Annotated in this window: 14 protein-coding genes; 3 read left to right on the top strand and 11 right to left on the bottom strand. The window is 50.8% G+C overall.

Going from position 1 to position 21,957, the window contains the following annotated elements; all coding sequences use genetic code 11:
* Positions 1-126: 126 nt before the first annotated feature.
* The 5 genes from BBEV_RS17765 to BBEV_RS02010 all read right to left on the bottom strand — a co-directional run bounded on the left by BBEV_RS17765 (position 127) and on the right by BBEV_RS02010 (position 5,725).
* Positions 127-276, bottom strand: coding sequence for a hypothetical protein (locus tag BBEV_RS17765; protein ID WP_232318252.1), 150 nt, complete (start codon positions 274-276; stop codon positions 127-129).
* 30 nt (positions 277-306) lie between these two features.
* The gene (locus tag BBEV_RS02025; RefSeq protein ID WP_069363942.1) at positions 307-1,647 is read right to left on the bottom strand and encodes an RNA-guided endonuclease InsQ/TnpB family protein; all 1,341 of its coding nucleotides are present in this window, start codon (positions 1,645-1,647) and stop codon (positions 307-309) included.
* 511 nt (positions 1,648-2,158) lie between these two features.
* Positions 2,159-4,039, bottom strand: coding sequence for a PTS fructose transporter subunit IIABC (locus BBEV_RS02020; RefSeq protein ID WP_069363941.1), 1,881 nt, complete (start codon positions 4,037-4,039; stop codon positions 2,159-2,161).
* The gene (pfkB, locus tag BBEV_RS02015; protein WP_084007175.1) at positions 4,036-4,971 is read right to left on the bottom strand and encodes a 1-phosphofructokinase; all 936 of its coding nucleotides are present in this window, start codon (positions 4,969-4,971) and stop codon (positions 4,036-4,038) included. The genes BBEV_RS02020 and pfkB overlap by 4 nt, the downstream gene beginning before the upstream one ends.
* Positions 4,946-5,725: a DeoR/GlpR family DNA-binding transcription regulator gene (locus BBEV_RS02010; protein WP_069363940.1), complete on the bottom strand. Its 780-nt coding sequence runs from the start codon at positions 5,723-5,725 to the stop codon at positions 4,946-4,948. Before BBEV_RS02010 ends, pfkB begins: the two co-directional genes overlap by 26 nt.
* A gap of 463 nt (positions 5,726-6,188) precedes the next feature.
* Here BBEV_RS02010 and BBEV_RS02005 point away from each other — a divergent pair, with 463 nt between their 5' ends.
* Both BBEV_RS02005 and BBEV_RS02000 read left to right on the top strand, forming a co-directional pair.
* A complete protein-coding gene (locus tag BBEV_RS02005; RefSeq protein WP_069363939.1) occupies positions 6,189-7,709 on the top strand; it encodes a cryptochrome/photolyase family protein in 1,521 nt (506 codons plus the stop codon).
* Positions 7,710-7,915: 206 nt separating this feature from the next.
* Entirely contained in the window at positions 7,916-8,584 is a 669-nt protein-coding gene (locus BBEV_RS02000; protein ID WP_069363938.1) for a helix-turn-helix domain-containing protein, read from the top strand.
* A gap of 142 nt (positions 8,585-8,726) precedes the next feature.
* On the opposite strand, the gene BBEV_RS17050 is transcribed toward BBEV_RS02000, so the two are convergent.
* From BBEV_RS17050 to BBEV_RS01980, 4 genes are read right to left on the bottom strand one after another with little or no spacing between them, the layout of a single operon-like run.
* On the bottom strand, positions 8,727-13,157 hold the full coding sequence (locus BBEV_RS17050; RefSeq protein WP_084007174.1) for a coiled-coil domain-containing protein: 4,431 nt from the start codon (positions 13,155-13,157) through the stop codon (positions 8,727-8,729).
* Complete coding sequence (locus BBEV_RS01990; protein WP_069363937.1) at positions 13,141-13,905, bottom strand: DUF6063 family protein; 765 nt, start codon at positions 13,903-13,905, stop codon at positions 13,141-13,143. The genes BBEV_RS17050 and BBEV_RS01990 overlap by 17 nt, the downstream gene beginning before the upstream one ends.
* A complete protein-coding gene (locus BBEV_RS01985; RefSeq protein WP_069363936.1) occupies positions 13,906-15,426 on the bottom strand; it encodes a hypothetical protein in 1,521 nt (506 codons plus the stop codon).
* Entirely contained in the window at positions 15,402-16,436 is a 1,035-nt protein-coding gene (locus BBEV_RS01980; protein WP_069363935.1) for a Wadjet anti-phage system protein JetD domain-containing protein, read from the bottom strand. Before BBEV_RS01980 ends, BBEV_RS01985 begins: the two co-directional genes overlap by 25 nt.
* Positions 16,437-16,729: 293 nt before the next feature.
* On the opposite strand from BBEV_RS01980, the gene BBEV_RS01975 reads away from it, so the two are divergent.
* Entirely contained in the window at positions 16,730-17,158 is a 429-nt protein-coding gene (locus BBEV_RS01975) for an AhpC/TSA family protein (protein WP_069363934.1), read from the top strand.
* Positions 17,159-17,290: 132 nt separating this feature from the next.
* Here the strand turns inward: BBEV_RS01975 and BBEV_RS01970 are convergent, their stop codons facing one another.
* Positions 17,291-18,598: a sensor domain-containing diguanylate cyclase gene (locus BBEV_RS01970; protein ID WP_069363933.1), complete on the bottom strand. Its 1,308-nt coding sequence runs from the start codon at positions 18,596-18,598 to the stop codon at positions 17,291-17,293.
* Positions 18,599-18,826: 228 nt separating this feature from the next.
* The gene (locus BBEV_RS01965; RefSeq protein ID WP_069363932.1) at positions 18,827-21,748 is read right to left on the bottom strand and encodes a pullulanase; all 2,922 of its coding nucleotides are present in this window, start codon (positions 21,746-21,748) and stop codon (positions 18,827-18,829) included.
* Positions 21,749-21,957: the final 209 nt, after the last annotated feature.

The following is a 21,957-nucleotide window of genomic DNA, read 5'->3' as shown; positions in this document are numbered from 1 at the left end:
AACTAAATCTACCTTAAAGATAGCGTCAACGAACCCCCACTGAGGTACAACGTTTCAGTGGGGGCTTGAGATAGCCAAGCAGGTCTTTTCTTACAAAGGTTGACGCTCTGCGTGGTTCTTCTCAAATCACTGTTTTTGGTTGGTACTGGCGACGTACGATCGTTTTCCCACTTGCACCACCCTTCCGAGGAAGAGCAGTTCTTCCTTTCGGAAGAAACCACCACTCAGAATATAACTGGCGTGTGCTACAAGCCCCAACAAAAGTTGAGTACACATGGATGGTTGACGCACCCACTAGGCTATGCGCTAAGCAACAGCTTTACGTTTTTGAACGTCCATGATCATGGGCGTTTTTATTTGTGTTTTTTCATCCCATTCTGCTATTTGGGATTTCCGAAGGATATTTAATGCTGCATTAATGTCGGCATGGATGCATTGTCCATTTTCACAGCGATAGAAGCCGCGATATAGGCGCTTCCCACTAAAGGAGTACATCGTGTTATCGCCTTTTGACCAAACCGGAATATCGTCATGATCCAGAAAACTAGCTTTAGACGTGTAGCTCTCTTCCTGCTTAACGAAACGGATGCCTTCCTTGAGACACTTGTTCTCAATAGCCGAAATCAATCTGTGGAAAGGAATTTGTACGAACTCTTGATTGTTTTTCTTCCCTAAATGCGATTCTTGTTTCCAACCGGCATTATAACCCATTACCACGGTATCGACGTTCAGTCGTTTTATCTGTTTGAACAACAAACCTACGGTTTGTGAAAGGTAGCCGTCTATTTGGAGATTTCGTTTACGCCAAAGAGAAGCTATTTGGTTTGTCACTATGCGTTTCGACAAGCCGTTTTCGATGTTTTTCTGTTTTAATTCGCTTATCTTTTTGTTGAAGTACTGATTGATGGATTTTAACTTCTTTCCATTCATCAAAAAGGCGTCTCCTTGATTCGTTGTACAACTAAGAAGATAATCTACACCTAAATCGCAACTCAAAGCTTTTGTCGTCGTTTGTTGTTTCTTCATTTGAGACATCGGTACTTCGTATACATAATGAGCCTCAAAGAACCGACCATTTTGCTTTGGCACAATTTCAATGTAAGAAATGTTTTTATCCATTAAATTCTTTCGCATTTGCAGTCTTAAGGGACCAAAACGTTTTCTGAAAGCAGTATTCATTGGAATATTCCAATATCCATCCTGATCCACTTTGGGAACTTGATAGATTTCGATGACACGTTTAGCCGTGGAACGAGAATACTTTGGGAACTTTGGGCGACCTGTGAAACCTTCAGGGGTTGCTTTCCACTTCTTTAACGCTTCGAAGAAGCTCTTTACTTCACTGAGTAAGGTTCTTCGAACCGCTTGTACGGAGTTGGATTGAATGCCCCAATAGTTCATATCGGCCTTCATTGCGTTGTCTATTTCTTTTGTTGTCGCCATTTTGTTTTCATTCAAATACTTTTGTTTAATCGTATATAAGCCTACGTTGCGCAAAGCCTTGGAACTATGAGACATGCGTTGCAGAAGTCGAAACTCCCTAGCGCTAAGGGTGCTGCGACCAATGTTCTGTTTTTGAGTGAACCGTTGCATATTGACTGTTTTCTTTTTCTTGCGCAATACTTTAATCGGTTTTTTCCTAGTCATTTTTGTCACCTCCTTTACCGACGTCAAGGTGTTTGCTTCATTCCTTGTGTTTCAATAGCTGCGCAACCAAAACATTTCTTTCCATAGCAACTTTTTAATTTCGTTACTTAACAACCAAAACTAAGAGGTAATGCAACAGTAACACTGAATGATTATTATCTAATTATAAATAATGTCAATCCTTTCAGTCTATATCACTCATTATACCATTTAACAAAAAATGAATCTAAATATATTTTCGAACTCTTGTTCTTTCATTTAAAACATCTATCAATCGCAAGACTGATGGCAATTCATCTCCATCTGAATCGCTGGGCTGATGCCCGTATCGCGAATCAGATGGAGTCTTCTTGCCTAGTGATGATAAAATACCTTTGAAGTCTGACTTTTTTTATCATTTGTCAAAGTAAATTCCTGTTGTTCGTTTAAATTCCTGTTATTCGTTCAGTGAAATGCCAATTTCCCGAAACACAGAAAAACACCAGCCCCTTGGACTGGTGTTTCGCTTCGATCAGCTTGTTTTAACATCTTTTTTCAGTACACCGAGGAGCAGGGCCGTTACCGCGGCTCCGGTAAGAATCGCCACGATATACATCGGTGCGTTATTGACGAGCGGGATGACGAAAATCCCGCCGTGCGGTGCTTCTGTTGCAGCCCCGAAGACCATGGACAGCCCCCCTGCGACGGCAGAACCGGCGATGATCGACGGAATGACCCGGGCCGGATCCGCTGCGGCGAACGGGATGGCCCCTTCGGTGATGAACGACGCCCCCAGGACATAGTTGGTCTTGCCCGACTCACGTTCTTGCTTGTTGAACTTCTTTTTAAAGAAAGTCGTTGCAAATGCAATGCCCAGTGGCGGTACCATACCGCCTGCCATCACGGCTGCGTGCGGTGCGAAGTTTCCTGCGTCAATCATGGCAATCCCGAATGTGAATGCCGCTTTATTGATCGGTCCACCCATATCCACTGCCATCATCGTTCCAAGCAGAACCCCCAACACGACAATGTTGCCTGTACCAAGCCCGTCAAGCCAGCTGACGAGACCCGATTGAACCGCTGCCAGCGGCTCCATAATGAAGTACATGATAATCCCGGTTGTGAAAATCCCGAATAACGGTAACAATAAGATCGTCTTAATCCCATCGAGCGACTGTGGAACAAATGTGAACATCCGTCTGAACCCGAGGACGAGATAACCGGCAAGGAAACCGGCGATGATCCCGCCGAGAAAACCGGCTTCGGCATTGGTCGCCATCAGACCCCCGACCATCCCTGCTGCAAAACCGGGCCGATCGGCGATACTGCTCGCGATAAAGGCAGCCAGGACCGGTACCATCAGGAAGAACGCATTCGCGCCACCGATGAAGGAGAGAATTTCACCGAACGGTGTGATCTCATTATTCACCGGATCCTCGAAAAAGAACGACAGTGCGATCAGGATACCGCCTCCGACTACGAACGGCAGCATGTTCGATACCCCGTTCATCAAGTGCCGGTAAAATGCCGGGCGACGGTCTTCCTCGTCCTCGCCATTCCCGCTTTCACCAGAACCCTGGTAGACGTTGGCATTCCCGCTGTTGGCTTTTTCCAACAGCTCCTGCGGTTTACGGATCCCGGCGGTAACAGGAGCGTTGACCAAAGGCTTCCCTTTGAATCGTTCCTTTTCCACATCCGTGTCCGCAGCGATAATCACCGCATCAGCTCGCGCGATATCTTCTTTGGTCAGCTGATTACGAACACCATCTGAACCGTTTGTTTCCACTTTGATCTCAAAGCCCAGCTCTTTGGCTTTATCTTTTAAACCGTCCGCGGCCATATACGTGTGGGCGATGCCTGTCGGACAGCCGGTTACTGCAACGAAAAACGGCTTCGAACCCTGGTTCGCAGCAGACGCAGCCTGCGCCTGTTCATCCGCTTCATCTTCTTTCGCTTTCGCTTCTTCTTTGGCATCGATCAGTTCAAGAACTTCCTCTTTAGAGGATGCGCCCAACAGTCCGGCTCTGAAATTTTCGTCCATCAAAAAGGTGGACAGCCGTGACAATGCATCCAGGTGAAAACGATTGGCCCCTTCCGTCGCGGCAATCATGAAAAACAATTTTGCAGGCTCACCGTCCAGCGAGTCGTAGTCCACACCATCCAGTGACCGGCCGAATACAATCGCCGGCTCTTTGACCGCTTTTGTTTTCGCATGTGGTATAGCAACCTGTTCACCGATACCTGTGGACGTCTGTTCCTCCCGCTCTTCGATCGCTTCGATGAAGGCTTTCCTGTCAGACAGTTTCCCTGCCCGGTCCAAAACATCCGCCAGCTCTTCAATTACGGCTGACTTGGATGAACCTTTCAGGTCCAGTTCGATCGTGCCTGTTTGAATCAGCTCTGTGATCTTCATGTCATTTCGTCCCCTTTCCATTCTTGAATTCGTACATGTGACATAATCTTGTGAATTCTATCGCTGTCAGCCAGCCCATCGGCATAAGCCGTAGCCGACCCTGCCGCCACTGCATAGCAAAAAGCTGTCTGCGGATCGTCTGGTGATTCCTGCGATCCGTGAATGAACCCGGCTACCATCGAGTCACCTGCACCAACGGATTGCCTCAACTTCCCCGGGGGCACTTCTGCAGTGAACACCGACTCAGCCGTCACGAGTATCGCCCCGTCACCACCTAGCGAAATCAACACGTTGGCCGGTCCCTGCTTTTGCAAGTTCTTCCCGAGTCGAATCGCATCTTCCCTACCGCGGATTTCCTCGTCCATGAGCCACTCCAGCTCACGCCTGTTCGGTTTCACCAGGTATACATCCGGCCCGAGCGACGCCTTCATCGGATCACCACTGGTGTCCAGGACCACCCGGATACCCTTTTTAGCCACCGTCTCTGTGATTGTTCGATACACCGTCGTCGGCAGGCTTTCCGGCACACTGCCGGAAAGGACCAGCCAGTCGTCCTTTTTCATCTCGTTCAATTTGCCAATGAGCTTGTTCATGTCTTCCTCAGCAATGGCCAATGCCGTCCCGTTAATCTCCGTTTCAACGTCAGTCTTCAGCTTGACGTTGACCCGCGTCTCACCTGCCACTTGAACAAAATCGTGCCTGACGTTTTCTGAAGATAAGGTGTCCGCTATGAATTGTCCTGTGAATCCCCCGTTAAAACCAAGGGCCAGGGAAGCAGAACCGAGACTCTCTAACACCTTTGTCACATTGATCCCCTTGCCTCCGGGAATAAACATCGTTTCCCTGGCCCGGTTCGTCTCCGCCTCTGTAAAATCCGGCACGTCCATGTAGTAATCCACCGAAGGATTAAGCGTGACCGTATAGATCATCATCTGTCACCACCTCTACCTGATCTGACTTCGTTAATTGCCTGAGAAATTCATCTGATTCCGTGTCTTTGGCTGTGACCAGCGTTGCTTCCTTGAGTCCTGCGAACTTCGCAAAAGCCGATTCCCCAAATTTGGACGCGTCAGCCAATACGTAGGCTTCATTCGCCTGATCCATCGCGAGCTTCTTCACCTGAGCCTCTTCGGGGTCCGGGGTGGAATAACCGAATTCCAGATCCACACCGTTCGTTCCCATAAACGCCTTGTCAAACCGGTACGCCCTGAGAGAATCTGCCGCACCTTTGCCGATAAACGCGTGCGTCCCGGACTTCACATACCCGCCGATGACATACAGTGTCAGGCCAAGCTCGATGCCTTGCTGGATGACATTCAGACTGTTGGTCACGATCGTGACATCGGTCTGATCGATGTACGGCAGCATCGCCTGAGTCGTTGTCCCCGCATCCACATAGATGCAGTCACCGGGTTGAATGAATGTGGCTGCTTTTTTTCCGATGCTGTCCTTCTCTTTCGTAAACCGGGTTTCCTTTTCAACGAAAGTCGGTTCATCCCGTTTCGACTGGATGCGTGATGCACCCCCGTGAATCCGCTTTAATTTTTTCTCATCCTCCAGGATAGTAAGATCCCGTCGGATCGTGGATTCACTCGCACCTGTCACCTCCACTAATTCATGGAGTTTGGCAACGTTGTGCGCCTCCAGATAATTCAGAATCAACTCATGCCGCTCAAAAGTAAGCATTTTCACTCACACCTTTTCGTTGTTATTTGTAGTATAACCGCTTACACAGTCAAAATCAATCATTATTTATCAATTTCAATCAAAAATAATCAATTAATCTTTCAAAAACGCTCAAAACATCTGACCACCTGCCTGTATTATGGCATATATTGATCGGATTCGCTCAAAATGGTTCAGATTATTCGAACCAAGGCAGCGATCAGCCGGTTAGATCATGATACTGATTTCCAAAAAACCCATTTTCGCGCCGAATCACGTTTCTTCTTTTTTATTTGACCCCCGTCTGCTGATTATGTGCCACCTATCGCTCCTCATCTGGAATGCGGCTTTTTGGGACCCACAACGCCCCTAATCTGCCATGTGGCGAAAATCCCCCCCTCCGAAAACAGCCATTCGCTTTTCCGGACTAGTTTCACGATATTTAGGGTACACCCAAATAGAATCCTGAAAGGAGACCTACCCCATGACCCTTTATTTTCTGCTCGCCCATCAATGCACGTTACGCCAGCCCGGGCTGGCGTCGTTCAACCCCGATGAGGACCGGATCCTTCTTGTCGAAGAACACGCCGATGATCTTTGGAGAGAGGGGCACCAGCACCGCATCGTTCATGCCTGGTCCATTCAGCGTCATTTCGCGCAGTCATTACATCCAAATGAATGGCCTAATGTCTATATGAAAAAAGACCGTTTTGAACAAGGGCTGGATCATGCAATGGCTGACTCCCCGGATGCATCCCTGCACCTTCACTGGCCGACAGACTGGCACCTCCGTGAACGGCTCAAGAACTGGATCGCTGACAATCCCGCTGTCAACGTGAACTTTTCAGAGGAAACAGGCTTCATCATCCCGGGGAAAGACTGGGAGAGCCACCTGCCTCAAAATGGTTCCTGGAAGCTCGATCCGATTTACCGCCAGTTCAGAAAGACATACAACATTCTCATGACACCTGAAGGGAAACCAGAAGGCGGAGCGTGGAGTTTTGACAAGGAGAACCGGAAAAAAGTCCCCCAAGACCTCACTTTCCCGGCACCTGCAATACCGGATCAAGACGCCATCACAAAGGCAGTGATTGACGAAGTGTCCGCACAGTTCCCGGACACCTACGGAGACGCCGGAACATTCGGGCAGCCCGTCACGGAGACCGGTGCCAGGCAACTGTTGGCCCATTTCATCAGCCACCGCCTTGTGACCTTCGGCGACTATCAGGACGCCATGCGGCAACATGACCCGTATATGTCCCACTCGATGTTGTCCGCAGCGATCAACGCCTCCCTTCTCGATCCGATGGACGTCATCAAAGAAGCTGAAGCTGCCTATCATGACGGGCTCGCTCCGTTGAACGCCGTCGAAGGCTTCATCAGGCAGATCCTTGGCTGGCGGGAATACATTCGCGGGGTTTACCTCGTCTCAATGCCTGCTTACCAGGAAGTGAATGCCCTCGGGCACAACCGGGACCTCCCGGACATGTTCTGGACCGGGGAAACCCGCATGCTTTGCATGGCCGATACCGTGACAGGTCTTTTGGAAACAGGGTATACCCACCACATTCAAAGGTTGATGATCCTCGGAAATTTTGCCAACCTGATCGGCGCCAAGCCGCAGCAGGTCTCCAACTGGTTCTATACGATGTATACCGACGCCCTGGACTGGGTTGTTCTCCCGAATGTCCTCGGAATGGCACTGTTTGCAGACGGCGGAAGCATGTCCACCAAACCCTACGTTGCGAGCGGCAAATACGTCCAGCGCATGAGCCACTACTGTAAGGACTGTGTCTACAATGTCAACGAAAAATACGGCCCGGACGCCTGTCCGCTGAACAGCCTCTACTGGGATTTTCTTGAACGTCACGAAGACCGGTTTCGGGAGAACCCCCGCATGAAGGTGATCTATAAGCACCTCGACAACCGAAACGAGGAGGACCTATCGAAACAAAAAGACACGGTCGCATCAATTTTCTCCCGGCTGGATGGTCAAAAATTATAGACTTAACAACTCGGCCGAATAGTTTTGTCGTAATTTGTCGAAAATAGGCCCAGTACGATATGGCACTCCCGACTCATGGCAGAACGCTGGTACTGACGTATAATTAAAACTAGGCTGCATCTTAGTTATGCAGTCTTCAATTATCGAACAAAGTGCAATCGCTTGCATGTTTTATAAAGACACTCACCGGAAGAGGTGCCAACGTCATGATCAGCCCTAGTCAACTGAACACCGCATTATTCGTTACGTCACAAGAAGGTCAGCTCCCCGATACCATCCACCGTCATCAGATGACCGTGGAATCCCGAGGCAAGGTGCGGGGGATTGTCGAAAATGTGATCTTTTTTCATATTCAGGATATCCAGGACGGACTGGAAGCCAAAAGCCTGCTGGAAAACTACCCGGACCGGAAGTTCATTTTCGTTGTGGACAAAGACAATGCCTGTAAATCTCTGATCGACCTCTTGGTTCTGAATGTTCACGGCATGATCTATACCGAGAACCTGGATCGGTACTTCACGAGAATTATGAATTACCTGCAGGAGGGACACTTTCCATTGGAATCATTTTTTCAACGGGAGCTTGCGAATTCCTTGATTGAATACCATCATTCGCAGCAAAAAATCGAAGGCTTCGTTCTCAATGAGGTAAAAGCGGGTCACCTGTTTAACAAAACGGAGAAACTGGTCCTCACAGAACTTGCCAATGGAACCACCACGAAAGGCATCGTCGAAAAGCATCACTATGCCTCCTCCACCATCTACATCACTGCAGCCAGCATCATCCGCATTCTCGACGCCCAGGACCGCACCGATGCCGTCGTCAAGTGTATCCGTAAGGGCTACCTGATTCCCGTGAAAAACGATGTCGAGTAAACCGGAAGGTCATCTTGACTTCATTCCTTTAACCTGCCTGTTCAGGCAAAAAAAACGCGCGTGCCGGATACCTTCCGGCACGTGCGTTCTTTGCTTTTTGCCCGCGCCCTTTCCGGTCTCACCTGACTACAGGATCAGCACCCTACCACAATGTGCCTTGCTGGGTTTCGCCCAGCCGCTCAAGACTTAACGGGTCATGGTCCTTGAAATAGGCATACTGGATCTTTTTTTCCTTATCCACCATCTGCTTATCCGTCCCTGCAGCACTTCTCAGGCGGCAGCTGTAGATGACAGGGAAATAGTCCCCAAGAAATTTGCCTTCCGTGTGGGCTGTTAAGGTCAGGATCTGAAAACCCAGTTTTTCCGCCACGAAAAACACCGGACTGAGTACATGATCACTGGACGCCTGTCCAAACGGATTGTCGAGGATCACCGTCCGGCTCCTGCGACCACCGCCATCTATTGTGATCGGCTGCTTTTTCTCCGCCACATAATTTTGGATCCCAAGAAACAGCGTCATATTCTTACTCCATTTCTCCCCGCCGGACCAGCGGTTGGATTCTTCCCAGCTGTAGCTGCGGCTCGTGATGTCATTGTTGTTTTTGACTTTCCGGCACGACACCTTCAGTGATTTCTCGTTAATCACCCGCCTTAAAAGCTGCTTGGCATGGAGCCAGGTTTCAAGACTTTGCCGCATCTTCGCCGTGTTGTCCTGACCATCCGAATCCTTATACGCTTCTTTTTCCAACTCATTCATGATCCAGTCAAAATGTTCCCGGATCCGCTCCAGTCCTTCTTCTTCCGCCCAGTCGGGAATACCGAATGTGAAAATCGTCTTCCACTGTTCTCCGGTTTTCACCCGGGTTTTCTCCGGAATACTCTGAAGTTCTGCGGCCAATTTCCGGAGATGCTGATGCACATGTGCAATAAAAGTTTCCACTTGCTTTCCCTGGGACTGGATATTCGCTTCGGCGATCTTAATCGCCTGTCGGAGACTCTTCTCCATATAGGTTTCAAACGCCAGCATGTCGCTGTAGGTTTCTTTTTTCAGAACCCCCTCTTCCGCACGATGACGCAGGCGCTGATCCTGAACATTTTCCCGGATAAACCCGAGGAATTTTGCTTTGGCATGATTCACCCGTTTCCATGCCAGTTTCACCTCTTCTCCCTGATGCTGCAGGCGCTTGTACTGTGTTTCCACCTGCTTCAGCCGTTGATAGGTGAACGCTCTGTGCTCCTCTTCGGTCAGTGGTTCTGCCTGAAGAGCCGGATCCGAAAACCCGTAAATCGCATCAAACGTCTCCAGTTGGGTCTGAACCTTTTCCAGCTCGTCTCCCTCACGCTTCAGCCGTGTAAATGCATCGGCCAACGCCTCTCGCCTGTCCTTGAGTGACTTCGCTTCTGCCGCAAGCTGTTTCGCTGCGTCATCCAGATCGCCTTCAAACCGGTAAACTGTCCGCTCCGGAAATGCCGTCTGAAAAGCCGTCATCAGCTCTTCAAGTTTCCATTTCAAGCGGTCCGCCTGCTTCTCCTGCTTTCGAACCCGCTGACCCAGTGCGTCCAACTCCGAATGGCATTGCTTCTTCCACTTCTGCCAGAGAGTGATCTGCTCGCCCCCATCAAAGGGGAAATCCATTTCCTCATCCAGCAGATCATCTTCTGAACGGATCTCACGGATGTCTTTCTCCAGGCGCGCCACATCTTTTTCTGCATGACTCAGCTGCAGGCGAATCGCATCATGACTCCTTGTCATCCTGAGTTCCTCAAGTTGCAATTCCCGAAGAGTCTCGTCAAGCATCGCCTTACTTCTCGACGCAGGTAAGGAAGCCACTGGTTCTGCCACTTTAAAGGCCGGATCATGCCACACTTCTACAGTCAGACGGGACTTCAGGTTACTGATTGCCCCTTTAGCCTCGTCCTCATCAATCATGATGCCTTGAATCTGCCGCAACAGTCGTTGAATGGCCATTTCCGCAGATGCCACTTCGTCATCAAACCGCTTTTTCTCCACGTCACGCTCGGTCATACGCCGCTTCAGTTGACGGTATTCCTGCCCTTTGACGAGTCGAGAAGATACATCCGCATAGGCTTCAGCCACCTGGTTTTGCCGCTCGTGATGGCGTCTGATCTGCAGTTTGAGGTCGTCTTGTTTTTGCTCTTGCTGGCGAATCGCCTTCACAAGCTGCCTTTCTTCTTGCTGATGGCTAGTGATCTGTTCATTCAGATTCTGCCAGCTTTCAAACGGATATCGCATGAGAAAAGCCTGCAACGTGCCTTGGAGATCTTCCCAATAGCGAAGAAGCTCTTCTTGCTCCTTGACGGCCTCTTCTGCTTTTTGAGCCGTCTCCTCAATCCGTTCTTTCCAGGCATTGAACTGCCCCGGATCAAGATTATCAGTCCAATGCGCAGGTATGACAACGGTCTCCTCAGCCATTGAATCATTTGCCGCGCCTTGCAAAACCGTCTTCACTTCATCTGTACTGAGCACAAAGACCGGGTACAAGAGCTTGTCCGACACGTCATGAAGCTTTGCCTCGAGGCGCCCTTTTTCATCCGCCGTCGTAATCAAGGTTGCTGCCCAGTATGGATAACGAGTGACATGCTCAGACAGCGACTCTCCGATCATCTCCAGATAGGAGAACCCGGTTTCCAGTACCGGCCATTGATTTTGCCACTGCTTGAAAAGGCCCGCCATCTCCGGATCCGCAAAAAACAGATCCTGACCGCCATAATCATCAAACAAACGCCGCTGAATCCGCTCTGAACGCCGCTTGTCATCACGCAGGCGTGAGCTGCAGCTGATTTCAGCCGTCAGCTGATTATCGAGTTTCGCATCCTGATCATAAATCGACGTCAGCCCCCGCCAGGCATGCTTTGCAGCTGTCAGTTCATGACGGACCCGTTCATGCTCTTGATCCATCTGCTCTTGTTCCGTTTCCCGCTGGCGCAAAGAGACGCGCCGATCTGCCAGGGCCTCTTTCAACCGGTTCATCTCCGTTGTCATATCAGCCTGTTCTTGTTCAAGTCTCCGCCCTGTTTCCGAGAGCCGGATCTTCTCCTCATCGAGGTCCGCCTGCTTTGTCATCCAGCTTTTCATCAGGCCTTCCACCGACTCCGTCTGCTCATTCGAGAGGAGTTCCCCCTTTAACTTCTGCATCTGCGACGTTATCGAACGGATTTCCCCGCTGATTTCAGCCGCTTCACGAGCACTTTCCTCCCGCTTCACCGAATGTTTCTCTTTCTCGTCTTCTTTTTGCCGGCGCTCTTGTGAAAGCTCTTCGAGACGGCGGGTTTGCATCGCCATGTCGTCGTGAATGGCCTTCTCCAGTGCCTCAAAATAGCCTTTCAACTCCGCCTTGACTGCAGTGAGGCGCTCCTCCAGATCCGTTAACTCCTCGTCCGTTTCCTGTGCGGCCAACTGTTCCGCCGCAGAGGACCGGCTTGCTTTTGCTTCAGAGAGCTCCTGTTTTTTTCCTGCAAGTCGTAACGACGCATCGCGCCGCTTAGCCTCCTTCCATTTCTCTTCAAGGAGGACCGCCTCTTCAGTGAGCTCTGTCAACAACCTGTCTGCCTCTTGAAACGCTTCTTCCTGCCTTGAAATCTGGAGGGAATCAGACTGCAGGAGGTGGCGTTTCTCTTCTGCTTCAAAATCAGACCATTCACGGTCAAGTGCCGTCAGCGCCTCCTGATGCTGCTTTTCATCACCATCCGCTGCCTCAGAGAGCCCCTTCAGGCGGGTCTTTTCACCGGTGAATGCCTGCTCTTGCTCATTGAGCTCATGATGGTGATTCATATACGTATTCAGTTCCTCCAAAATCCCCTGATTCTCATGGATGACTTCCTTCAGCCGCTTATACTGCTTGAAGTTGTCCCGGGATTCTTCAAAGGTCTCCACAAAGCCATGGTCTTCCAAAACACTCTCCACCGTCGGGATTAACAGTCGGTCAAACAGCGCCTGGGACGTATGGCAATGATCGAAAAACTTTTCAACATTGCCCTCCCCGCTGTTTACCGTCAGGAGACTCTTCCATTCATTCGTGATCAGCTGATACGTCTCTTCAATATGCGCCTGATACTCACGGATCGTCTGAAAGGTCTTCGCCCGGTTCGGGAACTGCCTGTTGAGGTACGCGTAATGGTCCAACAGCTCCTGCCTTGAACTCACCCGGGTCCCATCGGCTGTTTCCTGTGTAAAAGGCAGTGTTTCAAGGCGGTGATCCTGCTGTTCCGAATAGTCAAAAGCAAATTTAACCGAATCCAGCTGATTGTTCTTACTAAACAAAGAGACGGCCGTCACTGCATAGTGCCGGGGCTTGTCCTGAATGATCCATTCGATGGCGATATGCGCAGGACCTTCGTCGAGCTTCAAGGTCTGCTTGAGTTTCCGGTCCCCAAGATCCGTATGAGGGAGTACCGCCTGCAGCGCCGTTTGGATGAAGACCGTCTTTCCACCCCCGTTCTCCAGGAGCACCGCACCGTTTTGCCCGTCGAACAGGAAGATATCATCGTTATAGCGCTTCATTCCATCTTCATAGATCACGTTGGTGAACCGGATTTTACTGATCGATGGCATCGCGACTCTCCTCCTCATTTTTTTCGTCACCGGCCTCATAACTGTAGATAAACTCCAGGAGCTCCTGGTTCATATCCGCATCCATAAAGAAACGCTGCACGATAATCTTCGCCTTCTCCGTCAAGGTGATTTCCCCGTTCCCGATGTCACGGGCAATTTCCTGATCCAACAGAAAACGCCTGACGGTGTCGAGGAAACTGAGCCGGCTGATGGTGTTCCCCGCCTGTTTTTTTGCTGTTTCCCGGACGTCATCCATCCCTTGCCACTTTTCGATGATGCCCCGCCAGTGGTAGCGGTAGTCTTCCTCCCAGCTCTTCAGCTGCTCTTCGCCGTGGCCCGAGAGACTCTCAATCCGTTCATTGATCCGCTCCACCCACTCGCTCTTCGGTACAAAATCCCGGGTCATTTCCCGGGACTGATGCCCGTCGTAGAATTCACCGATCAAGACAAGCGTGGCGAAATAGAGCAGATACAAATCATCATTCGTTGCCCGGCTGTGTAAATAGGTCTTCTTCAAATGGTTATTGTCCACGTGAAACGGTGAGAGCTTCGTCCGCGGGATCATGTAGAGCTGTTCCCCAGCAACGAGCGTGACGCACTCCACCTGTCCGGCAAAATCGTCCACCAGCTCCCGGATCTCGTCATTTGCCAAATAGAGGTTCAAGTCATCTTTCCCCGAATACCCTGAGCGGGCGAGGGTGACATACATTCTGAACGCCTTTTCCACCGCATCCTGCTTCACCTGCATTTAGAGGTCCTCCTTCAGTGTCAGTTCCATATTCGAAATCGCGAAACGCTCCGTCACCTGGATGACGTCTCCGGGGATTTCCGTCACGTTCAGTGTCCCGTACCTGAGCATCTCTTGTATCGTTTTCACAAATGTCCGGTCCAATGTGTCAGCCATGTCACGGGTATCCGTTGTCGTTCCGGTAATCGGCGTGCGCTGATGCAGGATCATCCAGAACTGGTAGAAGAGTCGTTCATCGAGAAGCTCCGGTTCCTCCTCTTGCATTTCGTCAATGATGGACTGCAGAGGCAGCGCAACGCCCGGCGTGAGCCTGGCTAACACCTGCTGAAAATACGTGCGGTACCGCGCTCTGAGAAAGGCCTTCACTTCTTCAGATAACGTGTCTTCACCAAACGCCATAAACGTTCGGTCCGGCGTTTCCTCTTCTTCATAAAAAGACTGGGCCTCCAGTGTCGTGAGCAGCGACCACTGACCGGGATCGCCCCCTTTTAAAAACGGTGCCAAGAACGCCTTCATCGCTTCAGGCGGCAAAGGTTCACTCACCGTCCGGTCAACGATTTCTTTTCTGAAATTAAACAGATCCAGCCCGATAGCGTAAAGCGATTCCTGTGCTTCTTTCAATGCCGTATTCTTCAGCCGGATGCTGTCGGTCAACAGTTTACTGTGCTCGCGGTGGACCACAGCCAGTTCACGCTCCACCTGAAGAATCAGTTCATACGAGCGGCGTTCACGCTCCTCAAAGTCCTGATAGTAATGCCGGGTCTTCGTCTCCTGAACAAAGGTTTCCAGTTCATTGAACTCCTCTTGTTCCGCCTGGAGCCTTTGTTCAGCGTCAATCAGATAGGTTTCATAGCGCTCAAAGGTATCTTCCGAGACGATGTTGCGCTTTAATTCGTGACTCATCTGAACATTCCGCTCATGGAGGGACTCCACCTCAATACGCATTTCATTGATTTGCCTGAGGGCGCCTGTGAACTCCCCCTTTTCCAGCAGTTTTCTGAGGATCAATTGATCAATGGACAATTGAAACTCGCGGTAAAACTCCCGCGTGGCAAAAACGAGCTCCAGCCCGTCCTGATCGAGCGTGTAGTACTGGGTGTTCGTTGCGGGATCAAAACTGTGATCCTTCAAGTAGGAGAACGTCAACGTCTCCTCGGTTTTCGTAGCCCAGCTGAAGTAGCTCCACTCTTTTTTCAGCCCCGTCGCCGGCCGGAATTGACTGATCACGTCCCGGGCACAGCTTAAATACGCCTCCGGGGTCATCCTGTACACATCACTCGTTGCTTCTTTCAGGAAATCCGCCAAATCCCCGGCTCCGGTTTTCACCGAGCGAAGGAGCCGCTTTTCAAAAAAGAATAACAGCGTCAACAGCCCGAATCCTTTCAAGTCCACCCGGTTCCCGTCATGATCTTTCATTCGTCTGGCACCGAGTTCCTCCAAAGGGTGAAACAAGGCCATCCGCCGCATCCGTTCGTCGTACCCTTCCGTGATTGCCGTTATGTCAAGGTCATGTCCTGCCATGGCGTCATCAGTCCAATCCGTTGTAGTTCCTTCGTCGTCAGTGCCTCTTGGGGCACATATCGTCCTTCGTTCAGCATTTCCTGAAGCGTTGACTGATCGCTTTCGGCCAGAAACGTTTTGAACGCGTCCAGCGCTTTGGGCCTTTGTTTCTGATTCTCCTTGCCCTTGTTCGGTGCTTTCTTGAGACATGCTTCGTAAAATGGCAGAGCCGGACAGGCGTCATATGAAAGGTAAAGCTGATGCCAAATCGCAAGTCCTTCGTGATCCAGATCCCCGAAATAAAGGACTGTTTTCTCTCCTGAGAGAGGCACTTGCCGCTCCAGCTGTTCCAAAGACGCCACAGCGCGCCAGCCACCTCCGAAGATGATTGTCGTAAAAGCAGATGCTGCGATGACCTGAATCAATGCCTGAAAGGTCGTTTTATTTTCCACAATCAGATGAAGCTGCCCGTCCACTGGTGACAGGCGATTCGGGTTCACGGCGAACATCAGCGGGTCTGATACCGGAATGATCTTCAGCTTGTCCCACACACCAATCCGCTCCAACAGCTTTTTCCCACCGCGTTCTGTGATCCATTTCTCATCATTGACAAGTGTGACACTCCGCTCCTCGGCAGTGACCTCGTCATCCGGCAACCCACGGGTTGTGAGGTAGTCATCCACTTTTTGAATCATTGGCCACTCTTCCACAAAAACCGCCGGATCAAGCTTGAAGTAGGCATCCAGTGAGATCAGCGTGGAAGACATTTCAAGCCGGGCCCGGTGCAGCTCCTGATGAAAACGCCGGTTGATTTTCCCGCGGTTCAAACGGTATTTGTTCGCCGGATAAGGCGCCCTCAACTGACGGCCCTGGTTCTTCACCGGTGTCAAATAGCCTTCATCTTCAAGCCGGACCACCGCTTTGGCAAACTCTTCGCCATCGAAAGCTGCCGAAGAGATCATCCCTTCTAATTCCACAGGTGTCACCGATTGCTTTTTGTGCCGCATTAATCCATCCAACAGCTCTTCCATCATCGAAATCCCCTGCTTTCCGTGTTATCCTGACTCCTATTTTACAGTCTGGACCTGTCGATTGAAACCACTAACCATCCCCCAGCTGCATATTCCCCGTTTGCAAAGACCGCCTCAAAGGGAATGACCTACTATCACCATCAGTCAAAGGAGGAACTACTATGAAGCTCGATTACACCCTTGAAGCAACAGACGGCAACACCCATCAATTGAACGACCTGATCGAGGGACCGACGCTGGTCGTTTTCGTCCGTCACCTCGGTTGACCCGTCTGCCGGGCATTTCTGACGCAGTTGCGTCAGCATCATGAAGAACTGACGCCTGACGACGGGTCACTGCTTGTTATCGCACCATCCAAAGGGCAGATGGTCAATCAGTTCAATGACCTGTTCGGACCGTTTCCGTTTCCGATTTACGGGGATCCGGCAAGGTCCGCATACAAAGGGATGAACCTGAAAACGATGGGCAAAGCCAAGCTCCTGACCATGGCCGGTGCCGCATTTGTTTCCGGTAAGGTCAAAGGCTTTATCCCTGATCAGAAAAAACAGAAAGACTTCGTCATGAAGTCCATGAAAACGCAGGACGTCTATATCCAGGGCGGCGCCTGGCTGTTTGATGACAACAAAAACGTAGCTTATAAACACATCGATGCGTCTCCTGATGACCACGCGAAAATCCCGACCCTGATTCAGGAAGTCAACAATCTGAAACAGCATCAGTAGCGCGTTTTGCTGATCCAGACGTCTCTATGATCAGCCTTCATTGCACATACATTTCATCCGTTCGCAGCCTTAAAACGGACGACGTACGATAAAAACCCCTGATCCCGGTTTTCTAAGCCGGTCATCAGGGGTTTACTGTTGAACTTGTTTATTTCGTTTCATCCGGTACATTTCCTTATCCGCCTGGTTTAACAACGTATCCGGATCGTCGGCATCTTCCGGGTACAGGACCACACCGATGGATGCATCAATTTGCAGGGTCCTGCCCTCGATCTCGATCGGTTCTTTGACTGCATCGTAAATCCGGTCGATGACGTCCGTCAATTCATCCGGACCTGCGGCGTTCCACAAGATGCCGGTAAACTCATCGCCACCGATGCGGGCCACCAGGTTCGGCTCCTGAATCAGTCTGCGCAAGCGATCTGCCACTTCCATCAGCAACCGATCCCCCATTTCATGGCCATACCTGTCATTCACCTGCTTGAAACCATCCAGATCCAGAAAGAATAAGGCGAACGTTTCTGCTTCTTCTTTCGTTTTCTGGTATTGAACTGCTTTCTCGAGCTCCTGCATCATCCGATGCCGGTTGGCGAGTTTTGTCAGCTCGTCGTAATTCGCCATCTGCTCGAGCTTCAGTTCAAGCTTTTTCCGCTCCGTAATGTCGACCGCTGATCCGACAATATACGGCGGATGATTCTCCAGATAAGGGGTGAGCGTCGTTTCCCAGATGATCGTTTTCCCCATTAACGTCAGTGTTTCCTCATACGTAATCGGCTCGTTCGCCTCAACTGCCCGTTGATAATTTTGGCTTACTTCATCACCCAGTTCCTCACCCAGCATCTCCTGCGGAGTGAATCCAGCCAGCTGATCAAGCGCAATTCCCGTCAGTTTCTGATGCGAGCGGTTGTTTCGGATGAATCGAAACTGTCCTTCACCAAGCACCTCAATTAAAAACAGGGCATCCTGGGTGCCATTGAACACTTTTTCATACTCGTGCGACAGCTCCTCAAGCGATTCCTTTGCAAGAACCAGATCGGTAATATCCACATGGGCCCCGAGCATCCGGACCGGCTTGCCTTCATCATCCCGGATCGCCATCCCCCGGCATTTCACCCACACAGTGGAACCGTCCTGATGACGATAGCGTACCGTTTGATTGAACGGCACAGCCGGATCTTCAAAATGCGTCTTCAAATTCGCCTCGATTTTCTTCAGGTCTTCCTGAAAAATCATATCCTGCCATTCGCTGACCAGGTGCTCTTTCTCCGCAGGATCATAGCCAAACGTACGCCAGAACTGCGGACTGATCCACTCCTGATCGGGTTGATCCAAATCCCAGTACCAGATACCGTCAAGCGACCCCGATTCAATGAAATCAAGAATCGACGCATCCCGTTTGACAACCTCTTCAAGTTCCTGACGTAAATAATGCTTGGACACTGCTGCTCACCACCTTTTCAAACCACTGTGAAACAATCCGTTATCAATCCATTACCTTCAGTATACGTGAATACGCAATGGGGTTAAAGGACTTTATTTCATTTCGGTTCCCCTGCCGTAAGAGAGTTAAACACCGCGGATTAACACGAGGTTTCTTCCATGCGACGCATCGATGTCGGTGAAAAAGCAGCGCCCCCGATAGGTGCGCCGCTTCCATGATCCATTCCTTTATTTCCGGTACTTCTTTTCCATAACATAGCCAATTACTGCAATTCCGGCGGTGACAAGCCCAATCAGCCACCACGGTATTCCACTGCCGGCTGCATCGCCATCACTGACTTCACCCTCAGTGCCTGCCGCAGACACTTGCTCCGTACCATCTGTTTTCAGCACCGTTGCCGTCAACGGCTCCAGGGTGACAGCTTCTGACGTGGCGCTCACGCCGTTTGGCTCAGCAATCGCTTCAACCCCGGCTTGATTTTTGTCCACCAAGACCTCAGCACCGCTCAGATCCCTGCCTGCCGTAAACGTACGGGCTTCGTCATCGGCATTGAGGAAGACGTAATACACCTCGGTGCCAGCGCCGTTTTCCGCCCGGTACGCAATCGCCAGATCTTCATCTGCCACTTCAGGCACCTCGAGAAGGCTGACATGCTCCGACACCTCGTCCAGGGTGCCATGCGTAAACGCGTCCGTCGATCGGCGAAGATGAATCATCCCCTGCGTGAAATTCTTCGTCGTGACATTCTCCGGGTGGTTTTCCTCATCCGTCACTTTGCTCCAATCAAACAGATTCACCGCATCTGTGGCATCATATGAATCATGGATGAAATAGGGATAGTCAAACGGGTTGCCGTCTTGGTCCGTCATGAACGTGGACTTGTAAGGCGCATCGTCTTCAGCCACCTCATCCACAAAGTCCTCATGACGGAACTGTTTCGTGCGGCCATATTCCTGACCGCCATGCAAAAAGGCCGTTCCCTGCGCAGTCAACACCATCAGATTCCCGAGACGGATCCGCTCATGAATCTCTTCAGCGTGGTCTTTCGGGTCTTTTTGAATCGACTGGGCAATGACGTCATGAAGCGTCAGGTTATCGTGCGCCGCAATATACGGCACCACATCCCCCGGATTCGACGCCATGAAGTTATCCGGGTCTGCGGTGAGATTGCCGTAAATCCGCTGAATGTCCCGGGCACCGCCGGTGATAAAGCGCGGTTCCCCTTCACTGCCAAAACCCGACTTCAATTCATTCCGGAAATCATCGGAAAATGAACCCACACTCTCTGTGTCGCGCATCCAGTCCTGGTCTGCCGGCTGCACGTCGCCGTGACCTTCATCACCAACGAACGTCCGCCAGCCTTCACCGATCATTACCAGATTCGGATTCGCTTCTTTCGCCTTGTCATAGGCAATTTGAATCGACTCCGCATCATGATCACCCATCATATCAAAACGGAAGCCGTCCACTTTGTATTCTTCCACCCAGTGCATGATGGAATCGACGAGAATGCGTCTCGCCATCTCGTGGGTCGTCCCAAGGCGCCCTCCGCCGAAGCTCACCCGCGGCGTGCCGTCTGCATCCATGAAGTGATAATAATTCGGTTCGAGGTCTTCGAAAATATGCACCCGGGCCGTGTGGTTATAGACAACGTCCAAAATCACACCCATGCCCCGCTCATGAATCGCATCCACCAGCAGTTTAAACTCCTCTATCCGCTTCGCCGGGTCATCCGGATTTTGTGAATACATCCCCGTCAAGGAGAAGTAGCTGTGCGGGTCATAGCCCCAGTTGTAGTTGTTCTGCGTGGACGAATAGTCCATCATTCGCTCAGTCCGTTCATATTCATTCGAAAAAAAGTAGCTCATCACCGGCAAGAGTTGCACGTGAGTCACACCAAGCTCCTCGAGGTAATCCAGTCTTTCGGTGAATGCCGCAAAGGTCCCGAACGTACTGTCCAGTTCCTCCTCAATCGCCGGGTCTGACGTAAAATCCCGGACGTGCAGCTCATAGATAATCGCGTCTTCCCGTTTCTCAAACCCATCGATCTCTGCGTAATCAAGTTCCGGACCAATCGTCGCCGGATCCACAATCGCCGCTTTGCCGATGTAGTTATTGTCCTCATCACTCGAATCCCACGTCGCCATCGATGGTGCATACGGATCCAGCGCCAGAGTCGACCGGCCATCATGGGTGATCTCATAGTGGTAATAGTATCCTTCCAAGTCGGCCACATCGGTATTTTCCTCGTCCAAGGTCACCGACCAGACGCCATTCTCTCCTTGCTCCATCGAAAGGTCGTCTGCGACTACTTCGTACTGATCATCCCGGTGATAGAGAATGACCGACACCGCTTCCGCGCTCGGTGACCAGAGCTTCAGTTCTGCCGATCCGTCGTCATGAAGCGCTGCACCTAGATCCCCGTCATAGGCATACTGCTCGTCTTTCAGCCGCCAGCCGAGGCGAACCTCCAATTCATGCTCTTCATAGGTCGCAACAAACGGCCCCTGCTCCAAATCGAAATCCCCCAGTACCCGGACCGTCCGTTCATCTTCCATAATCGACGATGCCCTGAGTTCCACGTCGTCGCCATCAGCGTTCGTGACATGGAGTTCTTCCAATATTTCCTGCTGCGTCATACCGGAAGTAGCCGTAAACCCGAGCTCCATCATCTCTTCATCCAACAGTTCTGCCCGTTCCAGACCAATTTCCAGCGTGAAATCCGGACTCGTATACACCGTCTCATCTCCTTCCCGTAAAAACACTTCATCGTACTCATCGAATTGATCAAAACCCATATCCCCTGTCTGATCCCCTGATTCCCGGTCAACAATCAAAAAGCCGACCTGTTGGGCATCTTCCAAAAGCGGCACATCAAGGTATGCCCCGTACTCACCCGTCTTCGCATCTTCAAAGGCAAGTGCATCCTCCGGCCAGTCATTCGACGGATCCGCCACATCATCCCAAATCCAAAGACCAAGAGAGCCATATGTATCCTCTTCCGCTTGAAAATGCACCCGCAGGTGATCACCTGGTACATCCTCCTCTGCAAGCGCCGGTAAAGTCCCCGGGGCAAACACCCCAAGGACACCTAAAACCATGACCGCAATCATGCTGCGGATCATCCAGAACATCTTTTTTCCCGTCATTACGCATCCCTCCATCACTGATCCAGTTCACTTCAATTCGTGCAAACGTTTGCATCAATACCCTGAAAAGCACCTTTATCGAATCAAATCCTTCACCATGCAAGTTGATTCATGACGACTACCAACAGTGAAGTTTGCGCAAACGCTTTCACTTACAAGTATACCCCTATTGGACTTGATGATTCAATACCTTTTCTCGGAATCCTGCT

The sequence above is a fragment of the Salisediminibacterium beveridgei genome (genome assembly GCF_001721685.1).
In the GTDB taxonomy this organism is placed as follows: domain Bacteria; phylum Bacillota; class Bacilli; order Bacillales; family Salisediminibacteriaceae; genus Salisediminibacterium; species Salisediminibacterium beveridgei.
The sequence above is the reverse complement of the archived record's forward strand: the minus strand, read 5'-3'. Positions and strand labels throughout refer to the sequence as shown.